Raw genomic sequence first — 16,162 nt, 5'->3', positions numbered from 1 at the left:
AAAGAAATAGCAAAAAATCAAGCCCATAAAATGTATTAGACCAACGGGTTTTATTTATAGATAAACGCCCGCAACGGGCTATTAACCCGTTCGTCGAAGAAAATGGGCAGTTCATCGAAAAAACCCAGCTCTATATATAATACATCGCGCGATAAGGCGCTAAAACACTACTTTAGATGGCGGAACAAATAAGTAAACATGACGGTTAACACGGCGTAAAAGGATGAAGAAGCAGTGGCAGTTTTTTTGGCATGTGTTTGTGTGGGTATGCCTGATATCCTTCTTCTTTTTTATTGGCAAAACCAACAGCAGGCTTTCAATTGAGGCTTTGCTGGTGCTGTTTGTTTTATTTGGCATGGTAAACATCAGCTTGTTCTATATCAATTACCTGCTGCTTATTCCTAAACTGCTTGACCGCAAGCGGTATGGCACATACATACTTATTGCTTTAGGCGTAATACTGGCCTATGGTTTTTTTAAATACGGATTGGCGCTTGTTTACAAAGAGTATGCGCTTGTAAAGCAAAAAGGGCAAATGATAGGTTTTACATCCTACTATCTTAGCGCATTTTTTACCAGCCTGATTTTCGTGTTTTTGAGCATTGTACTCAAATTCTCTACCGATTGGTTTTTGAACGAGCGCATTCAGCGCGACCTGGAAAATCAGCGTTTAACAGCCGAGCTATCCTTCCTGAAATCGCAGGTTAACCCACACTTTTTGTTCAACTCGCTAAACAGTATTTACTCGCTGGCTTACCAGCGGTCGGAAACTACGCCTGAGGCTATTCTGAAGCTGTCAGAAATTATGCGGTACATGCTGTATGAGAGTAATGATAACAAGGTAGACCTGGAGAAGGAGATCCATTACCTGCAAAATTATATCGACCTGCAAAAAATACGGTTTGGCTACAAAGCCTTTGTTGAGTTTGAAGTAAAAGGTGATGTAACTACGCAGCGTATAGCTCCGCTGTTGTTAATATCATTCATTGAAAACGCCTTTAAGCATGGTGTTGCCAATGATCCGGAAACGCCCATACGGATGAACCTGATGGTAGATAACGGTACGCTCGACTTTCATATCGAAAATAAAAAACATAATAATAACCGCGATGCTTCAGGCGGTATTGGTTTAAGTAATGTTAAACGCAGGCTGAATCTGCTTTATCCTAAAAAATATGCCCTGGATATTGACGATACAGAAACCTTTTATGTTTGTAATCTGAAGCTTGTTCTTTAATAAAAAAAAGCCATTCTGGTTTGAACGGCTTTTATAGTGCTATTTCCTTTTCTGCTTTGACTTGGTAGTACCGCTTTTGTTACTATCAGGAGTAGGTGATGTTAAAAAGGTAGAGTTATCTTTCTTTTTATCCGCATCGCTTTTCAACCAGTCGGGCGTAGAGGCAGGCTGCACCGGGTTAGCCGGTGACGACTGCGTGGTAGCACCCGGCTGACCTTTACTAACGGTATCTTTTTTTACCGGGCTTGTTTGGGCATTGGCGTTTTGCAAAACGCAGGCAAATATAATGGCAACAATAGCTGCACTAAGTTTTTTCATGGGTAGCTAAGTGTTATGGTTAATATTATTTAGTTAACGTTGAATTTGCTTAACTTGTTTTGCTTTAAAATTGCTTTTTTGGAAATGTGTGCAGGTTGATAAGTAGCGTTGCGGATGTTAAATTGTTTATTTTAGCTTTTAAAACTGATTATAGAAAATGATACGGTGCCTGGTTGTTGATGATGAGCCTTTGGCTTTAAACATACTTGAGGATTACATTGCCAAAATGCCTTTTTTGCAATTGGTTAAGGCTACTACCAATCCTATTGAAGCGCTTACGCTGGTACAAAGCGGCGAAGCCGACCTGGTGTTTCTGGACGTGCAAATGCCCGAACTCACCGGTATTCAATTTTTAAAGATTGCCAATGGCAAGGCTAAAGTTATACTAACTACTGCCTATCCGCAATATGCGCTTGAGGGGTATGAGCTTGACGTGGTTGACTACTTGTTAAAGCCTATCGCGTTTGATCGTTTTTATAAAGCCGTACAAAAGGCGCAAGGCATTATAAACCCTGCTGCAGCAGTAAGTACACCTGTGCCCGCGGCAGCACCCGTACAGCAGCAACCAGACTTTTTAAGTGATTTCATTTTTGTAAAAACTGAGCATAAAATACAGAAACTATACCTGCACGATATTTTGTTTATCGAAGGTTTGAAGGATTATATATCCATTTTCACCACCAACGAGCGCATTATCACCCTGCAGAATATGAAAAAGATGGAGGATGCCTTGCCAGAGAAGCATTTTATACGTGTGCATCGCTCATACATCGTATCGTTAGATAAGATAGACAGTATTGAGCGTAGCCGTATCTTCATCGGCGATAAGATCATCCCGGTAGGGGATACTTACCGTGACGATTTTTTCAGGATAATTGACGGGAAGAACGTTTAGTTGTCCCCTAACCCCTAAAGGGGAGCTCTCTATTATAAATCCCATTTAGCGGCTGGGGTGCTTAGCCCACCTTCTGTCTTATTCGTTCCTCGGCAAGCTTTACCAGCTCATCGACGGGTGCGGTGCCGGGTTCAATGGGTTCAAGTACTTCCCACGTCATGGCGGTGAATGTATTTAAGGGGAACAGGCCGTAACGCACCATCTCCCATGATTTATCAATAGCCACCGGTACCAATAAAGCATTCGGACATTTTTTTAATAAGGTAGCTATACCTGCCGATTGAAAGGTTTTTACATGGCCGTCCTTTGAGCGGGTGCCTTCAGGAAATATCATAGCCGACCAGCCGTTTTCTTTCATGCGCGTGCCCAGCTTCACCAATTCGGTGATGGATTGGCGCGGGTCTTTACGATCAATATTAGCGCCGCCGCCAACACGCAGGTTGTATGATATGGATGGTATACCTTTAGCCAACTCAATTTTGGAGATGAACTTAGCATGATACTTTCTGAAAAAGTAGATCATCGGCGGTATATCAATCAGGCTTTGGTGGTTAGCCATAATAATCATCGGCCGGCCTTGTGGCAGGTTCTGTTTATTAATGAATTTTACCGAATTAAAAAGAATGTAATAGGTGCTCAGCAAACAAAAGTTAAGCGCGTCAACAGATTTTTTGTGCGCCGAATAGCCAAAGGCCTTGTAGCTTATCCATTGTATAGGCTGAAAAATAACCAATACCAGGAAAAATGCTGAAATAGCAAAGGGCGAAAGGATGTATCCTAAAAACTTTCTCATAACGGGATGACAAAGTTAATAAAAGCCTGTAAATGTTAGCGGTGATGATGGCTGGTTTATACTAACACTCAATACTCCACAGTATGAATACAATACTTGTTATTACGAACGATAGGGAGAAATCTGCTGGTGTGCATTTGCTTAGCGATAGATTTGTGCTCGTACCTCGTTCGAAATGACAAATGGAAAAATTCAATTCTCTTCAGTGTATTGCTTAAAGCTGTTTAAAATAGCCTGCCAACCGCCACGCTGCATTTCAATTGGATTGGTGTTTTCAGGGTCAAAGGTTTCAGTAACTGTGGTGATATTATCGTTTCCTTCAAATTCAATAGTCACCATTCTCCCGTCGGCCATGGTATAGCTGATGGTCTTCTGAGGTTCCACTTCCGTATATACGCCCTCAAAATCGAAACTGACACTACCATCCTTTGCGGCCATAGTCGTTTTGAATTTACCATCAGGGCGCAAGTCGTTCTCCGCGTACGGCGCATGCCAGTCAGCCGATGCCTGGCACCATTGGGTTATATGTTCCGGGGCGTTCCAGTACGTCCAAACTTTTTCTACGGGTGCGTTGATGGTTGCCTGTACGGTAATCGCGTCGCTATTTGTGTTTTTCATGTTGATAATTATGACTGATTTAACGTAAATGTAATACCATCATTGCCAAATAAAAACTCAAAGCTGGACATATAAGAGGGGGAATCAGGACATTTACTTCAGCGCTAATGCTGTGTTTTTTTGAGCGTGCACAGTTGTGATTGATACGATTTAGCGAAGTATTGATACAAAAAAGCGAATAGGCTGAACAAAAAAACTCCGTCATTTACCTCTCGATAATAAACGTCTTAATGACGCTTAAAAAACCAATTAAATAACTACCATTTTATGAGAAAAACTCTACTCTTGAAACAGGGTACATCATCCGTTTCGAACTACCCGCCGGGTAGCTTGCGGCTTCTCAAAGCCATGTTCGTTTTTTTTCTTGTAGCTTTTTTTGTTAACACATCAACTGTTTTTGCGCAAACGCAAATTACCGGCACCGTGGTTGACGAAACCAATTTACCCTTGCCAGGCGTGGCCGTCAGAGTTAAAGGCACCACTATTGGTACAGCTACTGACGGGCAGGGAAAATTTACGCTTACCGTGCCGGCTAACGCCGTAATTGAGGCAACCTTTGTAGGCTACGCCGCGCAGCAGGTAACGGTTGGTACGCAAACAAACATTAAAATCTCCCTCAAATCAGCTAACGAAAGCTTACAGGAAGTGGTAGTAACCGGTTACGGAACTCAAAAGAGGGAATCCATAACAGGTTCAATCGCTTCGGTAACGGCTAAAGATATTGACCGGGTGCATGGCGGTGCTACGGTTAGTACCACACTGGCCGGTAAAATTCCGGGTGTAACCTTCCGTATGGCCGACGGACGCCCCGGCGCGAGCGCCAACATCCAGATCCGTAATATGGGTGCACCTTTGTATGTAATTGACGGTGTGCAGCAGGATGCAGGGCAATTTAACAACCTCGCACCAAATGACATTGAAAGTATCTCTGTGCTGAAAGACGCATCGGCGGCTATATACGGTGTACGTGCTGCTAACGGCGTTGTGGTGGTAACCACAAAAAAAGGATCAGGCGAGAGCCGTATCAACGTAGATGCTTATATGGGCTTTCAAAACTGGTTTCGTTTTCCGGATGTGGTTCGCAACTCGTATGATTATGCGCGCTACAAAGCTGATGCGCAAATGAATACCTCGGGTACAACATCTTTTACTAAAGAAGAGGTTGAGAAATACCGCATCGGCACCGAGCGTGGCTATCAGAGCTTTGACTGGCGCGATTATGTATTAAACAGCAATCGCAATGCGCCGCAAAATTCAGTAAACGTAAACTTTACCGGCGGAACCGACAAAGTAAACTACTATGTGTCGGCAACCAACTTCTACCAAAACTCAAACATTGGTAAAGAGTATGAGTTTGGCCGTACCAACATCCAGTCAAACATCAGCGCTAAGGTAGCTAATGGCTTACGTGTTGGCGTAAATATAAACGGACGCGTAGAAAGCCGTGAAAACCCGGGCGTACCGGGTGGCGATGACTATTTTCTGGCCCGCTTTGCCGTATTGCGTAACACGCCTATTGAAAGGCCTTACGCTAACGACAATCCTAATTACCTGAATGCTATCAACAATATTGAGTCAAACTATGCTTTCCTCAATAAGAAAATTTCAGGCACTTACCGTAGCGACTGGAGAGTATTGCAAACCAACTTTAATGCTGAATACCAAATACCTGGCGTAAAAGGCTTAACGCTTAAAGGTGTATACTCTTACTATATAGCCGACAACGTTTTAAATAACCACGAATATACGTATGACGTTTACAGGTACAAACCGGAAACGGATACTTACGAAAGGGCTGGTGGAGCTACTAACCCATGGCGAGAGCGCGATCAGCGTAAGGAGTTCAACACCAACATGCAGGCGCAGTTGAATTACAGCAACACCTTTGGCAAGCACAACATTTCGGGTACTTTGGTTGCTGAACGTATTAAAACCCGTAGCCTGCGTAACTGGTTGCATGCCATACCAAAATCAAATAGCCTACCGCTAATCGAGTTCTCCACTATGGACCGTTATGATGATTACGATCTGGCCACTGCGCGGGTAGGGTACATCGGCCGTTTTAACTACAACTATGCTAATAAGTATTATTTAGAGGTTTCAGCCAGGCGTGATGCGTCATCATTATTTATCACTAATAAACGTGTAGGCTATTTCCCGGCTGTATCAGCCGGCTGGCGTATCACCGAAGAATCATTCATGAAGAATTTGCTCGGTGACAACAGCATACTCAATGATTTAAAATTTAGAGGTTCATATGGTTTAATGGGTGATGACAGGTATCCTACCGATGCAGGTCGTCCAATTGTGCCATATTTCGCTTACCTGACTGGTTATAATTACGCTATACGTGACGGTGATAATCCTATTCTGGCTATCCTTGACGATTATGACACAGGTAATGATCAAACTCTTAGCGTCTCTCGGGATAAAGGAATACCAGTTACAACTATTACCTGGTCAAAAAGTAAAACTTTAAACCTTGCCGCTGATTTTAGCTTACTAAATAGCAAGTTAAACGGTTCCGTAGAGTATTTCCGCCGCGTTCGCAGCGGGCTTCTGATAGCACAGGAAGATGTGCTTTTGCCATCAGAACTGGGATATAATTTGCCCGAGGCGAACTTGGAAAGTGACCTGCAATATGGCCAGGAATTATCGCTTAATTACAGCAATAAAATTGGTAAGGTAAATTATACTGTTGGTGGTAACATTGCCTACACTCGTGCAAAATGGAAAGATACCTATAAAGAACGTTTCTTTAACTCATGGGATCAGTATCGCAACCAGCGTGAGGGGCGGTATAAAAGTTTAGATTGGGGGCATGAAGCTATTGGCCAATTTGAATCGTTTGATCAAATCAATAATTACCCTGTGAACATTGATGGCAAGGGTAATAAAACACTTATTCCTGGCGATATCATCTACAAAGATCAAAATGGCGATGGCAGGATCGATCAATATGATGAGAGACCGATTGGTTTTGGTTATGGTACACAACCTAATATTAACTTCGGTTTCAACATTGCTTTAGGCTACAAGGAGTTTGATTTTCATGCTGATTTTTCAGGCGCATCAGGCTATACCTGGTTCCAGAACTGGGAAACCCGTTGGGCATTTCAAAATAACGGCAACCTGAACACCATATTTGAGGATAGATGGCACAGGGCTGATCCCTACGATCTGAACAGCCAATGGATTCCGGGTAAATATCCCGCTAACCGTGATAACCCGGGTCATTCGGGTAGTAGCAACTACGAAGTTTCCGGTCAGCGTAACTCAACATTTTGGCTGCATAACGTAAAGCAATTGCGTATGCGTACCCTTGAATTAGGATATAGCCTGCCGGCGGCGGTACTTACAAAAATAAAAATTAAAAGAGCAAGGTTTTACGTGAACGCTTACAATTTGTTCTCGTTTGACAATTTAAAAGAGTTTGGTATTGACCCGGAAGTTGTGGATGACAATGGTTTGCAATTTCCTCAAAGTAAAGTATTCAACTTTGGTGTTAACCTGACCTTTTAACTGAATTAACTTATACAAGATGAAAAAGATATTGATAATGAGTATAAGTGCTGTACTCTTGATTACGGCATCGTGTAAAGACAATAACTACCTGGACATTGAACCCAGGGATGTTGTTCCGACAGATAAAATGTTTTCCGACCCCGCGTTAGTATTGTCGGTGGTTGCGGATCTTTATCAGCGACAGCTTGATTTTTCAAGCTTAGATAATGGTTGGGCAAGTTTTGCTGATTTTAGTGAGGCATTCCCGTCAGAGAACGGAAGCTCATTTTTTGTGCAGCGTACCAGCTGGGGCTGGGGTGAGTGGGGTACGTGGGATTACGGATATATACGTGATATAAACTTGTTTATAGAGCGTGCTACGGCCTCAACACTTAAGGAAGAAGATAAAAAGATATTTATAGCTGAGGGGCGGTTTTTACGGGCCGCTTATTACTTTGAATTGGTTAAACGAATGGGCGGCGTACCACTTATAACCCAATCATTAACTTATGAAGGCGATGCACTTAGTCTGCAAACTCCGAGATCAAAGGAATCTGAAGTTTATGATTTTATAATAAGTGAACTGGAAGCAATAAAAAGCGATCTGCCGGCACTGGTTAACATTAAATCCAGGGCTACCAGAGCAGCAGCTCTTGCAATGGAGTCGAGAGCCGCACTATATGCAGCCTCTATTGCAAAGTATGGAGCACAAAGAACACCTAATGTTACCTTGCCGGGCGATGAGGTTGGCATACCTGCAACGATGGCTAACGCGTATTATCAAAAAGCGTTAGCCGCTGCTGAAGCCATTATTAATGGAGAAGCTGGAGCTTATTCGCTATACAGAGCTAATTCCATTGATTTATCAGATAATTTCGCTGCGATTTTTACTGATAAAAGTGATGCTAACAAGGAAAGTATTTTTATTGAGGATTTTAAAGTAGGTACAAATAAGGTGCACAGCTTTACGGTAAACAATCAGCCGTATTCACGTTCGGAAGAAGGCGCTGATGCGGGCCGTTTAAATCCGTCACTTAACTTGGTACAGGCCTTCGAAAAACTGGATAACACCTATGCTCCGATACCTACAGTTAACGCGAGCGGTGACCCTATCTACTACACCAATCAGCAGGATATATTTGCCGGCCGCGACGCTCGTTTAGCAGGCACGGTTATGTTACCTGGTTCGGTATTTAAAGGAGCCGCTATTGATGTGAGAGCCGGTTACCAAAATGCTTCCGGCGATTTTATCTCAACCGGAACCCTTCCGGGCACTTCTACGCCTGCGGTTGGTTTAGACGGTCCTGCAGATGGTTTGGAGTTCCGTACACAAACCGGTTTTTATATTCGGAAATATCTTGATCCGGTTACTGGTTCTGGTCGTCGTGGTCGTAGAAGCGATGTGCCTTTTATACGATACCGTTATGCGGAAGTATTATTAAATGCAAGTGAGGCCGCTTTTGAGCTTGGAGATAAGGGAAAAGCGCTTGGTTACATTAATCAGGTACGCAACCGTGCCGGTTTAACAACTCCGCTCAATGATCTTACTTTTGACCGTATAGTGCATGAACGCCGGGTTGAACTGGTGTTTGAAGGCCACACTTTGTTTGATATGAAACGCTGGAGGCTGGCACACATTGTATGGGATGGCGCTAACATGACGGTTGCTGATTTGAAAAGCGACATAGGTTCAGCAACCAAGCACAACACCCAGCCGTTTAGCTTATGGCCTTACCTGTACCAAAATCCGGGTAATGCAAATCATAATAAATGGATTTTCAGAGAAGTTAAGCTGGGCAGGATAACGGGTGCCAACAGGTTTCAATCGGGTAATTATTATTCGCAGATAAATGATGATATATTATCACGAAACCCTAAGATTGTTAAACAGCCGAATCAATAAGTTTTTAAGCTATATAGTTATGAGATTTAATTTCAAATATATCATATTGGTGGCACTCACTGTGGTGGTTGCATCATGTAAAAAGGATACTAAAGAGGCGCCTAAGGCCAGCTTTAAAGGCAGGCTTGTTTATAACGGCACGCCGATAAATGTTGAGCAAAACCAAGTACCGGTAGAACTGTATCAAAGTGGTTTTGGTAAACGTGGCGCTATTGTAGGTAATGTTACGCAGGATGGCGCGTTTTCATTCCTGCTATTTAATGGTGATTACAAGCTGATAATCCCGGGGGTACAAGGCCCTTTTAGGTGGAACCAAACTGGCGCCACGCGCGATTCGCTGAGCGTTAACATAAGCGGCGATAAAACCATAGATCTGGAGGTAACACCTTACTACCTGATAAACGACGTTAAATATTCAGTTAGTGGCAGGGCGGTTACCGCGGCTTTCTCGGTTAACAAAATAATAACTGATGCCAATGCCCGCGATATAGAAAGGGTTACGTTATACGTAAATAAAACCCAGTTTGTATCAAGCAACGGCGATGAGAACGTAGCGAATAACGGAATAGCCGGCAGCGCCGTTACAGGCACCGTAAATTTAACGGCTACAGTGCCTGCCCTTACGCCATCACAGGGATATGTGTTTGCCCGCGTTGGGTTGAAGATTGCCGGCGTAGATGATATGATTTACTCGCCATTACAAAAAATATCACTTTAAATTTACAAGGTAGGGGTTTCTGCTGCAAGAGCAGTGCCCCTTTAACTGTTTAGCACAGCACAAATTCTTAATTCAATACATACTAAATGAGAAAGTTTTTATCCGCAGCAGTACTTACCCTTACAGCCTGCGTAACGGCCAACGCACAGCAGGGGCAATGGCATCTGATTAAAGATCGCATTGTTACCCCCTGGGCCGAAAAGGTTGACCCTAAAAATCCGCTGCCTGAGTACCCGCGCCCAATGCTGGTACGCAGCAATAATTGGAAAAACCTTAACGGCCTGTGGAGCTATGCCATTACGCCTAAAAACGCATCTACACCGGCAAAATATGAGGGCAGCATTCTGGTGCCTTTCGCCGCTGAGTCGGCATTATCAGGCGTTGGCCGTACCGTGGGTAAGGATAGCCTGCTGTGGTATAAAAACACGATCAATATACCATCATCAATGAAAGGTAAAGAGGTACTGCTGCACTTTGGCGCGGTTGACTGGCAAACCGAAGTGTTTGTGAACGGCAAAAGCGCCGGCAAGCACGAGGGTGGTTTCGATCCGTTCTCATTCAACATCACACCATTCCTTAAAGGTGGCTCGAAACAGGACATCGTGGTACGCGTGTGGGACCCAACCAATGACGGCCCGCAGCCAACCGGCAAACAAATGAAAAAGCCGGAGGGCATTTGGTACACCCCGGTAACCGGTATCTGGCAAACGGTTTGGTTAGAGGCTGTGCCAAAATCGTACATCGTATCAACCAAACAAACACCTGATATTGATGCGCACACCATTACCATATCCGCCGATATTGCCGGTAAGCAAGCTGGTGATAACCTGAAGATAGAAGTATTGGATGGTAAAACCGTTATTGCTCAAAAGCAGCAAAACGCGGGCGAAGCAGCCGTTATTACACTGAAGAACGAAAAGCTTTGGTCGCCGGAGAGTCCTAACCTCTACAGCTTGAAGATCACCCTGTTGCGAAATAATAAAGCGGTTGACGCGATTACCAGCTATTTTGCCATGCGTAAAATATCAATGGCGCCTGATGCTAATGGTATTCAACGTATGATGCTGAACAACAAGTTCGTTTTCCAGTATGGTCCGCTTGACCAGGGCTGGTGGCCTGATGGCTTGTACACGCCGCCAACTTACGAGGCGATGATATACGACATTGATCAGCTTAAAAAAATGGGCTTTAACATGATACGTAAGCACATTAAGGTTGAGCCTGCTACTTATTATACTTACTGCGATAAGGTAGGCATGTTGTTATGGCAGGATATGCCAAGCGGCGACCTGGGTAACGGCTGGGAAAACCGCCCGGGTGTACTGGACCATGGTACCGACCAAAAACGTACGCCTGAATCTGAAGGTTACTACCGCAAGGAGTGGAACGCCATAATGGACGTGCTGCACAATTACCCGAGCATCGTAGTTTGGACACCGTTTAACGAGGCCTGGGGCCAGTTTAAAACCGTTGAAATTACGGAGTGGACAATGAAGAAAGACCCATCTCGCCTGGTTAACAGTGCCAGTGGTGGTAATTTCTATTTAACCGGCCATATTATCGATTTACATAACTACCCGCACCCGGCTATGCCTGCGCCTGATGTTTTCGGGCAAAAACGCATTTTGGTATTGGGCGAGTTTGGTGGCCTGGGTTTACCGCTTGATGGCCATACCTGGCAGAAAAAGAACTGGGGTTATCAAACCTTTAAAACATCTGATGAAATGTTTGAGAAGTATGCCTCGTTCACTAAGCGTATAGCGGAGTTGATTCCGCTGGGCCTTTCAGCGGCGGTATATACCCAAACTACCGATGTTGAGGGCGAAACCAACGGCTTTATGACCTATGACCGCGCGGTTGATAAAATGCCGGTTAACAAGCTGCACGAAGTAAATACCAAGTTGTACGACCCCTCATTGGTTAAATAAACATTGATGGTGTTTAATAAAATAGTTTACTGTTTAGCAAGCCTGTTCGCACTATGCGGACAGGCTTTTGCGCAAAATAGCGGCGGTATGCACAAAGCGCCGTCGCCACTGTACCGCGACCCGATGTATGATGGCGCGGCCGACCCGATCGTGGTTTACAATCAGGCTGAAAAAAGCTGGATGATGCTGTACACCCAGCGCCGGGCAAATACCCAAACGCAGGATGTAGCTTACTGTTACGGCACTGCTATCGGTGTGGCTACCTCAACAGATCATGGGCAGACCTGGGCCTATCGCGGTACGCTTAATTTGGATTTTGAGCGAGGTACCAATACCTTTTGGGCGCCCGAGGTAATTTATGATAAAGGCACTTACCACATGTTTGTCACCTACATTCAGGGAGTGTATAACCACTGGGGCGGCAAAGCGCGGCTGGTGCATTACACCAGCAAAAACCTGTGGGACTGGAAATTTTTGGGTGATCTGAAACTCGACGGCAGTATCATCGACCCAACACTGATGAAACTGCCCGATGGTAAATGGCATATCTGGTACAAAGGGCCTAATGCCAATACCTATGCTGCCGAAAGTGCTGACCTGATAAGCTGGAAAGCCGACCCAAAAGTGATCATTGGTGGCCCGGAGCACGAAGGGCCTAAAATTTTCAGGTTTAAGGATTATTACTGGATGATAACCGACGAGTGGCATGGCCAACGTGTGTACCGCTCAAAAGATGCCAAAAGCTGGGAACGCCAGGGCATGGTATTGGACAGGCCCGGTCATCGGCCGGAGGATACGCCTACCGGCGCGCATGCGGATGTGGTGGTTACAGGTGATCATGCCTATATTGTTTATTTTACGCATCCCGGCCGTAAATCGCACCAGAATGATGGCGGGCACGATGCCGACGATGCCTTTACCTATTCAACCAAGCGCACATCAATACACGTAGCCGAACTGGAATACAAGGATGGCACTTTGGTGTGCGACCGTGATAAACCATTTGATTTTTATTTGCCCTAAATATTATTGATATGAAATTTAAGTTACTGCTCGTTTTGGTATCAGGGTTAGCAATTACTACCCTGGCAAACGCACAAACGGCTAACTACACCACCAGCCGTGCGCCACTGCGCCAAAATCCATACATCGAACTACCGCTTGGCGCCATAAAGCCGCAGGGCTGGCTGCGCGAAATGCTTATCCGCCAAAAAAATGGCGCTACCGGTAAATTGGATGAGCTTTACCCATTAGTGATGAACCGGCGTAACGGTTGGCTGGGTGGCGATGGCGACCAATGGGAGCGTGGCCCATATTGGATAGACGGCTTGCTGCCGCTGGCGTATATTTTGCAGGATAAGGCACTCATAGCCAAGGTAAAACCTTGGGTGGAGTGGTCTATTAAAAGTCAGCAGCCTGACGGATACTTCGGCCCCTCTAAAGATTACCCTTACGAGGCAGGCATACAGCGCGACAATAGCCGCGACTGGTGGCCAAAAATGGTGATGCTAAAAGTGTTGAAACAATACTACATGGCCACCGGCGATAAGCGGGTAATTGGTTTGCTAACCAATTACTTTAAATACCAGCTAAAGGAATTGCCAACAAAACCGCTTGACCATTGGACGTTTTGGGCACGTTTGCGCGGCGGCGATAACCTGATGGTGGTATACTGGCTGTACAACATTACGGGCGATAAATTCCTGCTTGATCTGGCAGATTTGCTGCACAAACAGACCTATAACTTTACCGGCGAGTTTTTAGATACCGACATGCTTACCCGCATGGGCAGCATCCATGGTGTAAACCTGGCGCAGGGTATGAAGGAGCCGTTGATCTATTACCAGCATCACCCCGAAAAAAAATATGTGGATGCCATGAAGAAGGGTTTTCATGATCTGACCAAATATAACGGTATGGCGCATGGCCTGTATGGTGGCGATGAATCCTTACATGGCAATAATCCGACACAGGGTTCGGAGCTATGCTCGGCAGTGGAGATGATGTTTACGCTTGAAAGCTCGCTTGAAATTACAGGTGATGTTGATTACGCCGACCGCTTGGAAAAAATAGCCTTTAACGCGCTGCCAACCCAAACCACGGAGGATTACCTGAACCGCCAGTATTTTCAGCAGGCTAACCAGGTAATGCTTACCCGCCACGTGCATAACTTTGATGTTAACCACGCTGGTACCGATGTGGTTTATGGCTTACTATCAGGCTTTCCATGCTGTACCTCAAACATGCATCAGGGCTGGCCTAAGTTTACGCAAAACCTGTGGTATGCTACTGATGACAGGGGTATAGCCGCGTTGGTATATTCGGCGAGCGAGGTAACGTCAAAAGTAGCTGATGGCAAGGAAATAACCTTTAAGGAGGAAACCAATTATCCGTTTGATGAAAATATAAAGTTTACGCTAACCAGCAAAAAGGCCAAGCAGTTATCGTTCCCGTTTCACCTGCGCATACCGGCCTGGTGCAAAAACGCGGTAATAAAAGTAAACGGACAGGAGCTGCAACAAGCTAAAGGTAACCAGATAGTTAAAATAGACCGCCAATGGAAGAACGGCGACGTGGTGGAACTACAGCTGCCCATGCACATCTATAAAAACTTTTGGTACGAAAACTCAGTATCGGTTGAGCGTGGGCCACTGGTGTACGCGCTTAAAATTGGCGAAGAAACCAGGCTGGTGAAAAATGATAGAGATCCTATCGCTTATGGTAAGGAATATTATGAAATGCGCCCGACCACTCCATGGAATTATGGTTTAGTGGCTTTGGATGACAATAAGTTCCAGCAAAGTATCTCAATAGATAAAAAGGCGATACCACTTTACCCCTGGACACCGGACAATGCCCCCTTAATATTAAAGGCCAAAGCCAAACGCATACCCGACTGGAAATTATATAACGACATGACGGGCCCGATTCCGTTCAGCGTGATCTATAACGAAGGTATGCCAAATCAACCTGAAGAAGTGATTACGCTGATACCTTACGGTTGCAGCAGGTTGCGTATATCACAATTTCCTCAAGTTAGATAAGCCCTCAGTATTGATATTATAAAGGCAGGCTGTAATGGCCTGCTTTTTTATTGCCAGATGATCTCGGCATCCAGCAAGCGAGTTTCAAACTTGTAAACCGGGTATTTACTTTCAATAAGTTTGATGAGCATTTGTGTAGCTATCTGGCCCATCTCAAAGGCAGGTTGCCTGATGTAGGAGATGCGCGGCGTTAACAGATCAATAACATCAGCGTTTGAATAGCCAACTATAGCCAGATTCTCCGGGTAGCTGATGCGGTTAAGGGCGCGTATGCTGGCAGTGCTTACCAGATCGCTCGCTATAAAGAGCGCATCCGGTTTGTTTTCAGTATTAAAAAGAGCCAGTAATGCCTTGCTTATTTCATCCTCATCGCGGCCGCCGCGGTAGCAATGCCTGATCAGGCTTTCATCTATGCTGATGCCGTTGTCTGTAAGTGCCTGCTTATAGCCGTTAACCCTTTCGGTTGTAATAGATATTTGCGGCGTGCTGGCCAATATGGCAATGCGCCTGTATCCTTTACCTAAAAGTTGTTTAATGGCGTTGTACGATGTTTTGAAATTGTCGCTGCTCACGAGGTGTGTTTCTATGTCATCAAGTATGCGGTCGAAGAACACGATGGGCAGGCCGTGTTGGTGCAACTCGCGGATGTGCGCATAATCGGTAGTCTGCGCCGCTATGGACATCAGCAGGCCATCAACCGAGCGATTGGCCAGGTGTTGCATATTTGCCTTTTCGCGCTCATACTCTTCATGGCTTTGTGATATAATGATGTTGTACCCGCTCTCATAAGCCACCGACTCAATGCCGTTAATTACCTGGGCAAAAAAGCTGTTGGCTACATCGGCCACCAAAACGCCAATCGAGTTGCTGCGCTTGTTACGCAGGCTTTGCGCTACCGGGTTGCCATGGTAATTAATTTGCCGGGCATAATCGAGTACCTTTTTTTTGGTTTCGGAGCTGATCTCATAACTATCACTCAAAGCCCGCGACACCGTTGATGGCGATATACCGAGTGCCTTTGCAATATCTTTTATAGTAGCTGCCCTGAACATGCGAATCTAAAACTACAAATAAAAGCAGAAGTAACAGTATAAATACAATCTGTTAAGGCGGTAAACGCTCGTTGTTTTATATATTAGTATTGCAGCTATAATTGCTGTTAACCATTTAAAAAGAAACTATACAAATTGAATAAAGCAAAAAA

12 protein-coding genes are annotated in these 16,162 nt (G+C 44.8%); 8 read left to right on the top strand and 4 right to left on the bottom strand.

What is annotated here, in order from left to right; genetic code table 11:
* Nucleotides 1-223 precede the first annotated feature (223 nt).
* The gene (locus tag LT679_RS08840) at nucleotides 224-1,237 is read left to right on the top strand and encodes a sensor histidine kinase (RefSeq protein WP_232177090.1); all 1,014 of its coding nucleotides are present in this window, start codon (nucleotides 224-226) and stop codon (nucleotides 1,235-1,237) included.
* Nucleotides 1,238-1,276: 39 nt separating this feature from the next.
* On the opposite strand, the gene LT679_RS08835 is transcribed toward LT679_RS08840, so the two are convergent.
* Nucleotides 1,277-1,555: a hypothetical protein gene (locus LT679_RS08835; RefSeq protein WP_232177089.1), complete on the bottom strand. Its 279-nt coding sequence runs from the start codon at nucleotides 1,553-1,555 to the stop codon at nucleotides 1,277-1,279.
* Nucleotides 1,556-1,712: 157 nt separating this feature from the next.
* On the opposite strand from LT679_RS08835, the gene LT679_RS08830 reads away from it, so the two are divergent.
* Complete coding sequence (locus LT679_RS08830; RefSeq protein WP_232177088.1) at nucleotides 1,713-2,450, top strand: LytR/AlgR family response regulator transcription factor; 738 nt, start codon at nucleotides 1,713-1,715, stop codon at nucleotides 2,448-2,450.
* A 61-nt stretch (nucleotides 2,451-2,511) separates the two neighbouring features.
* Here the strand turns inward: LT679_RS08830 and LT679_RS08825 are convergent, their stop codons facing one another.
* Together LT679_RS08825 and LT679_RS08820 are read right to left on the bottom strand one after the other, a co-directional pair.
* Nucleotides 2,512-3,243 carry a lysophospholipid acyltransferase family protein gene (locus LT679_RS08825; RefSeq protein WP_232177087.1) on the bottom strand — a complete coding sequence of 244 codons (732 nt, stop codon included), beginning with the start codon at nucleotides 3,241-3,243 and terminating at the stop codon, nucleotides 2,512-2,514.
* 192 nt (nucleotides 3,244-3,435) lie between these two features.
* Nucleotides 3,436-3,861, bottom strand: a complete 426-nt coding sequence (locus LT679_RS08820) for an SRPBCC family protein (protein WP_232177086.1) — start codon at nucleotides 3,859-3,861, stop codon at nucleotides 3,436-3,438.
* Between the two features lie 267 nt (nucleotides 3,862-4,128).
* Here LT679_RS08820 and LT679_RS08815 point away from each other — a divergent pair, with 267 nt between their 5' ends.
* The 6 genes from LT679_RS08815 to LT679_RS08790 all read left to right on the top strand — a co-directional run bounded on the left by LT679_RS08815 (nucleotide 4,129) and on the right by LT679_RS08790 (nucleotide 14,958).
* Nucleotides 4,129-7,383, top strand: a complete 3,255-nt coding sequence (locus LT679_RS08815; RefSeq protein WP_232177085.1) for a SusC/RagA family TonB-linked outer membrane protein — start codon at nucleotides 4,129-4,131, stop codon at nucleotides 7,381-7,383.
* Between the two features lie 19 nt (nucleotides 7,384-7,402).
* Nucleotides 7,403-9,268, top strand: a complete 1,866-nt coding sequence (locus tag LT679_RS08810; protein WP_232177084.1) for a RagB/SusD family nutrient uptake outer membrane protein — start codon at nucleotides 7,403-7,405, stop codon at nucleotides 9,266-9,268.
* A gap of 19 nt (nucleotides 9,269-9,287) precedes the next feature.
* On the top strand, nucleotides 9,288-9,986 hold the full coding sequence (locus tag LT679_RS08805; protein ID WP_232177083.1) for a DUF3823 domain-containing protein: 699 nt from the start codon (nucleotides 9,288-9,290) through the stop codon (nucleotides 9,984-9,986).
* Between the two features lie 86 nt (nucleotides 9,987-10,072).
* Nucleotides 10,073-11,914, top strand: coding sequence for a glycoside hydrolase family 2 protein (locus LT679_RS08800; RefSeq protein WP_232177082.1), 1,842 nt, complete (start codon nucleotides 10,073-10,075; stop codon nucleotides 11,912-11,914).
* Nucleotides 11,915-11,920: 6 nt separating this feature from the next.
* On the top strand, nucleotides 11,921-12,937 hold the full coding sequence (locus LT679_RS08795; RefSeq protein WP_232177081.1) for a family 43 glycosylhydrolase: 1,017 nt from the start codon (nucleotides 11,921-11,923) through the stop codon (nucleotides 12,935-12,937).
* A gap of 11 nt (nucleotides 12,938-12,948) precedes the next feature.
* Nucleotides 12,949-14,958, top strand: a complete 2,010-nt coding sequence (locus tag LT679_RS08790) for a beta-L-arabinofuranosidase domain-containing protein (protein WP_232177080.1) — start codon at nucleotides 12,949-12,951, stop codon at nucleotides 14,956-14,958.
* A gap of 47 nt (nucleotides 14,959-15,005) precedes the next feature.
* On the opposite strand, the gene LT679_RS08785 is transcribed toward LT679_RS08790, so the two are convergent.
* Nucleotides 15,006-16,010 (bottom strand): LacI family DNA-binding transcriptional regulator, encoded by a 1,005-nt coding sequence (locus LT679_RS08785; protein WP_232177079.1) that lies wholly within the window; start codon nucleotides 16,008-16,010, stop codon nucleotides 15,006-15,008.
* Nucleotides 16,011-16,162 lie beyond the last annotated feature (152 nt).

The sequence above is a fragment of the Mucilaginibacter roseus genome (genome assembly GCF_021215455.1).
In the GTDB taxonomy this organism is placed as follows: Bacteria; Bacteroidota; Bacteroidia; order Sphingobacteriales; family Sphingobacteriaceae; genus Mucilaginibacter; species Mucilaginibacter roseus.
This window is presented reverse-complemented; position numbering and strand designations above follow the sequence as displayed.

Bases quoted from the DNA above. Each gene is read 5' to 3' on its own strand.
- LT679_RS08840 (WP_232177090.1), top strand. From the start codon at position 224: ATGAAGAAGCAGTGGCAGTTTTTTTGGCATGTGTTTGTGTGGGTATGC.
- LT679_RS08835 (WP_232177089.1), bottom strand. From the start codon at position 1,555: ATGAAAAAACTTAGTGCAGCTATTGTTGCCATTATATTTGCCTGCGTT.
- LT679_RS08830 (WP_232177088.1), top strand. From the start codon at position 1,713: ATGATACGGTGCCTGGTTGTTGATGATGAGCCTTTGGCTTTAAACATA.
- LT679_RS08825 (WP_232177087.1), bottom strand. From the start codon at position 3,243: ATGAGAAAGTTTTTAGGATACATCCTTTCGCCCTTTGCTATTTCAGCA.
- LT679_RS08820 (WP_232177086.1), bottom strand. From the start codon at position 3,861: ATGAAAAACACAAATAGCGACGCGATTACCGTACAGGCAACCATCAAC.
- LT679_RS08815 (WP_232177085.1), top strand. From the start codon at position 4,129: ATGAGAAAAACTCTACTCTTGAAACAGGGTACATCATCCGTTTCGAAC.
- LT679_RS08810 (WP_232177084.1), top strand. From the start codon at position 7,403: ATGAAAAAGATATTGATAATGAGTATAAGTGCTGTACTCTTGATTACG.
- LT679_RS08805 (WP_232177083.1), top strand. From the start codon at position 9,288: ATGAGATTTAATTTCAAATATATCATATTGGTGGCACTCACTGTGGTG.
- LT679_RS08800 (WP_232177082.1), top strand. From the start codon at position 10,073: ATGAGAAAGTTTTTATCCGCAGCAGTACTTACCCTTACAGCCTGCGTA.
- LT679_RS08795 (WP_232177081.1), top strand. From the start codon at position 11,921: ATGGTGTTTAATAAAATAGTTTACTGTTTAGCAAGCCTGTTCGCACTA.
- LT679_RS08790 (WP_232177080.1), top strand. From the start codon at position 12,949: ATGAAATTTAAGTTACTGCTCGTTTTGGTATCAGGGTTAGCAATTACT.
- LT679_RS08785 (WP_232177079.1), bottom strand. From the start codon at position 16,010: ATGTTCAGGGCAGCTACTATAAAAGATATTGCAAAGGCACTCGGTATA.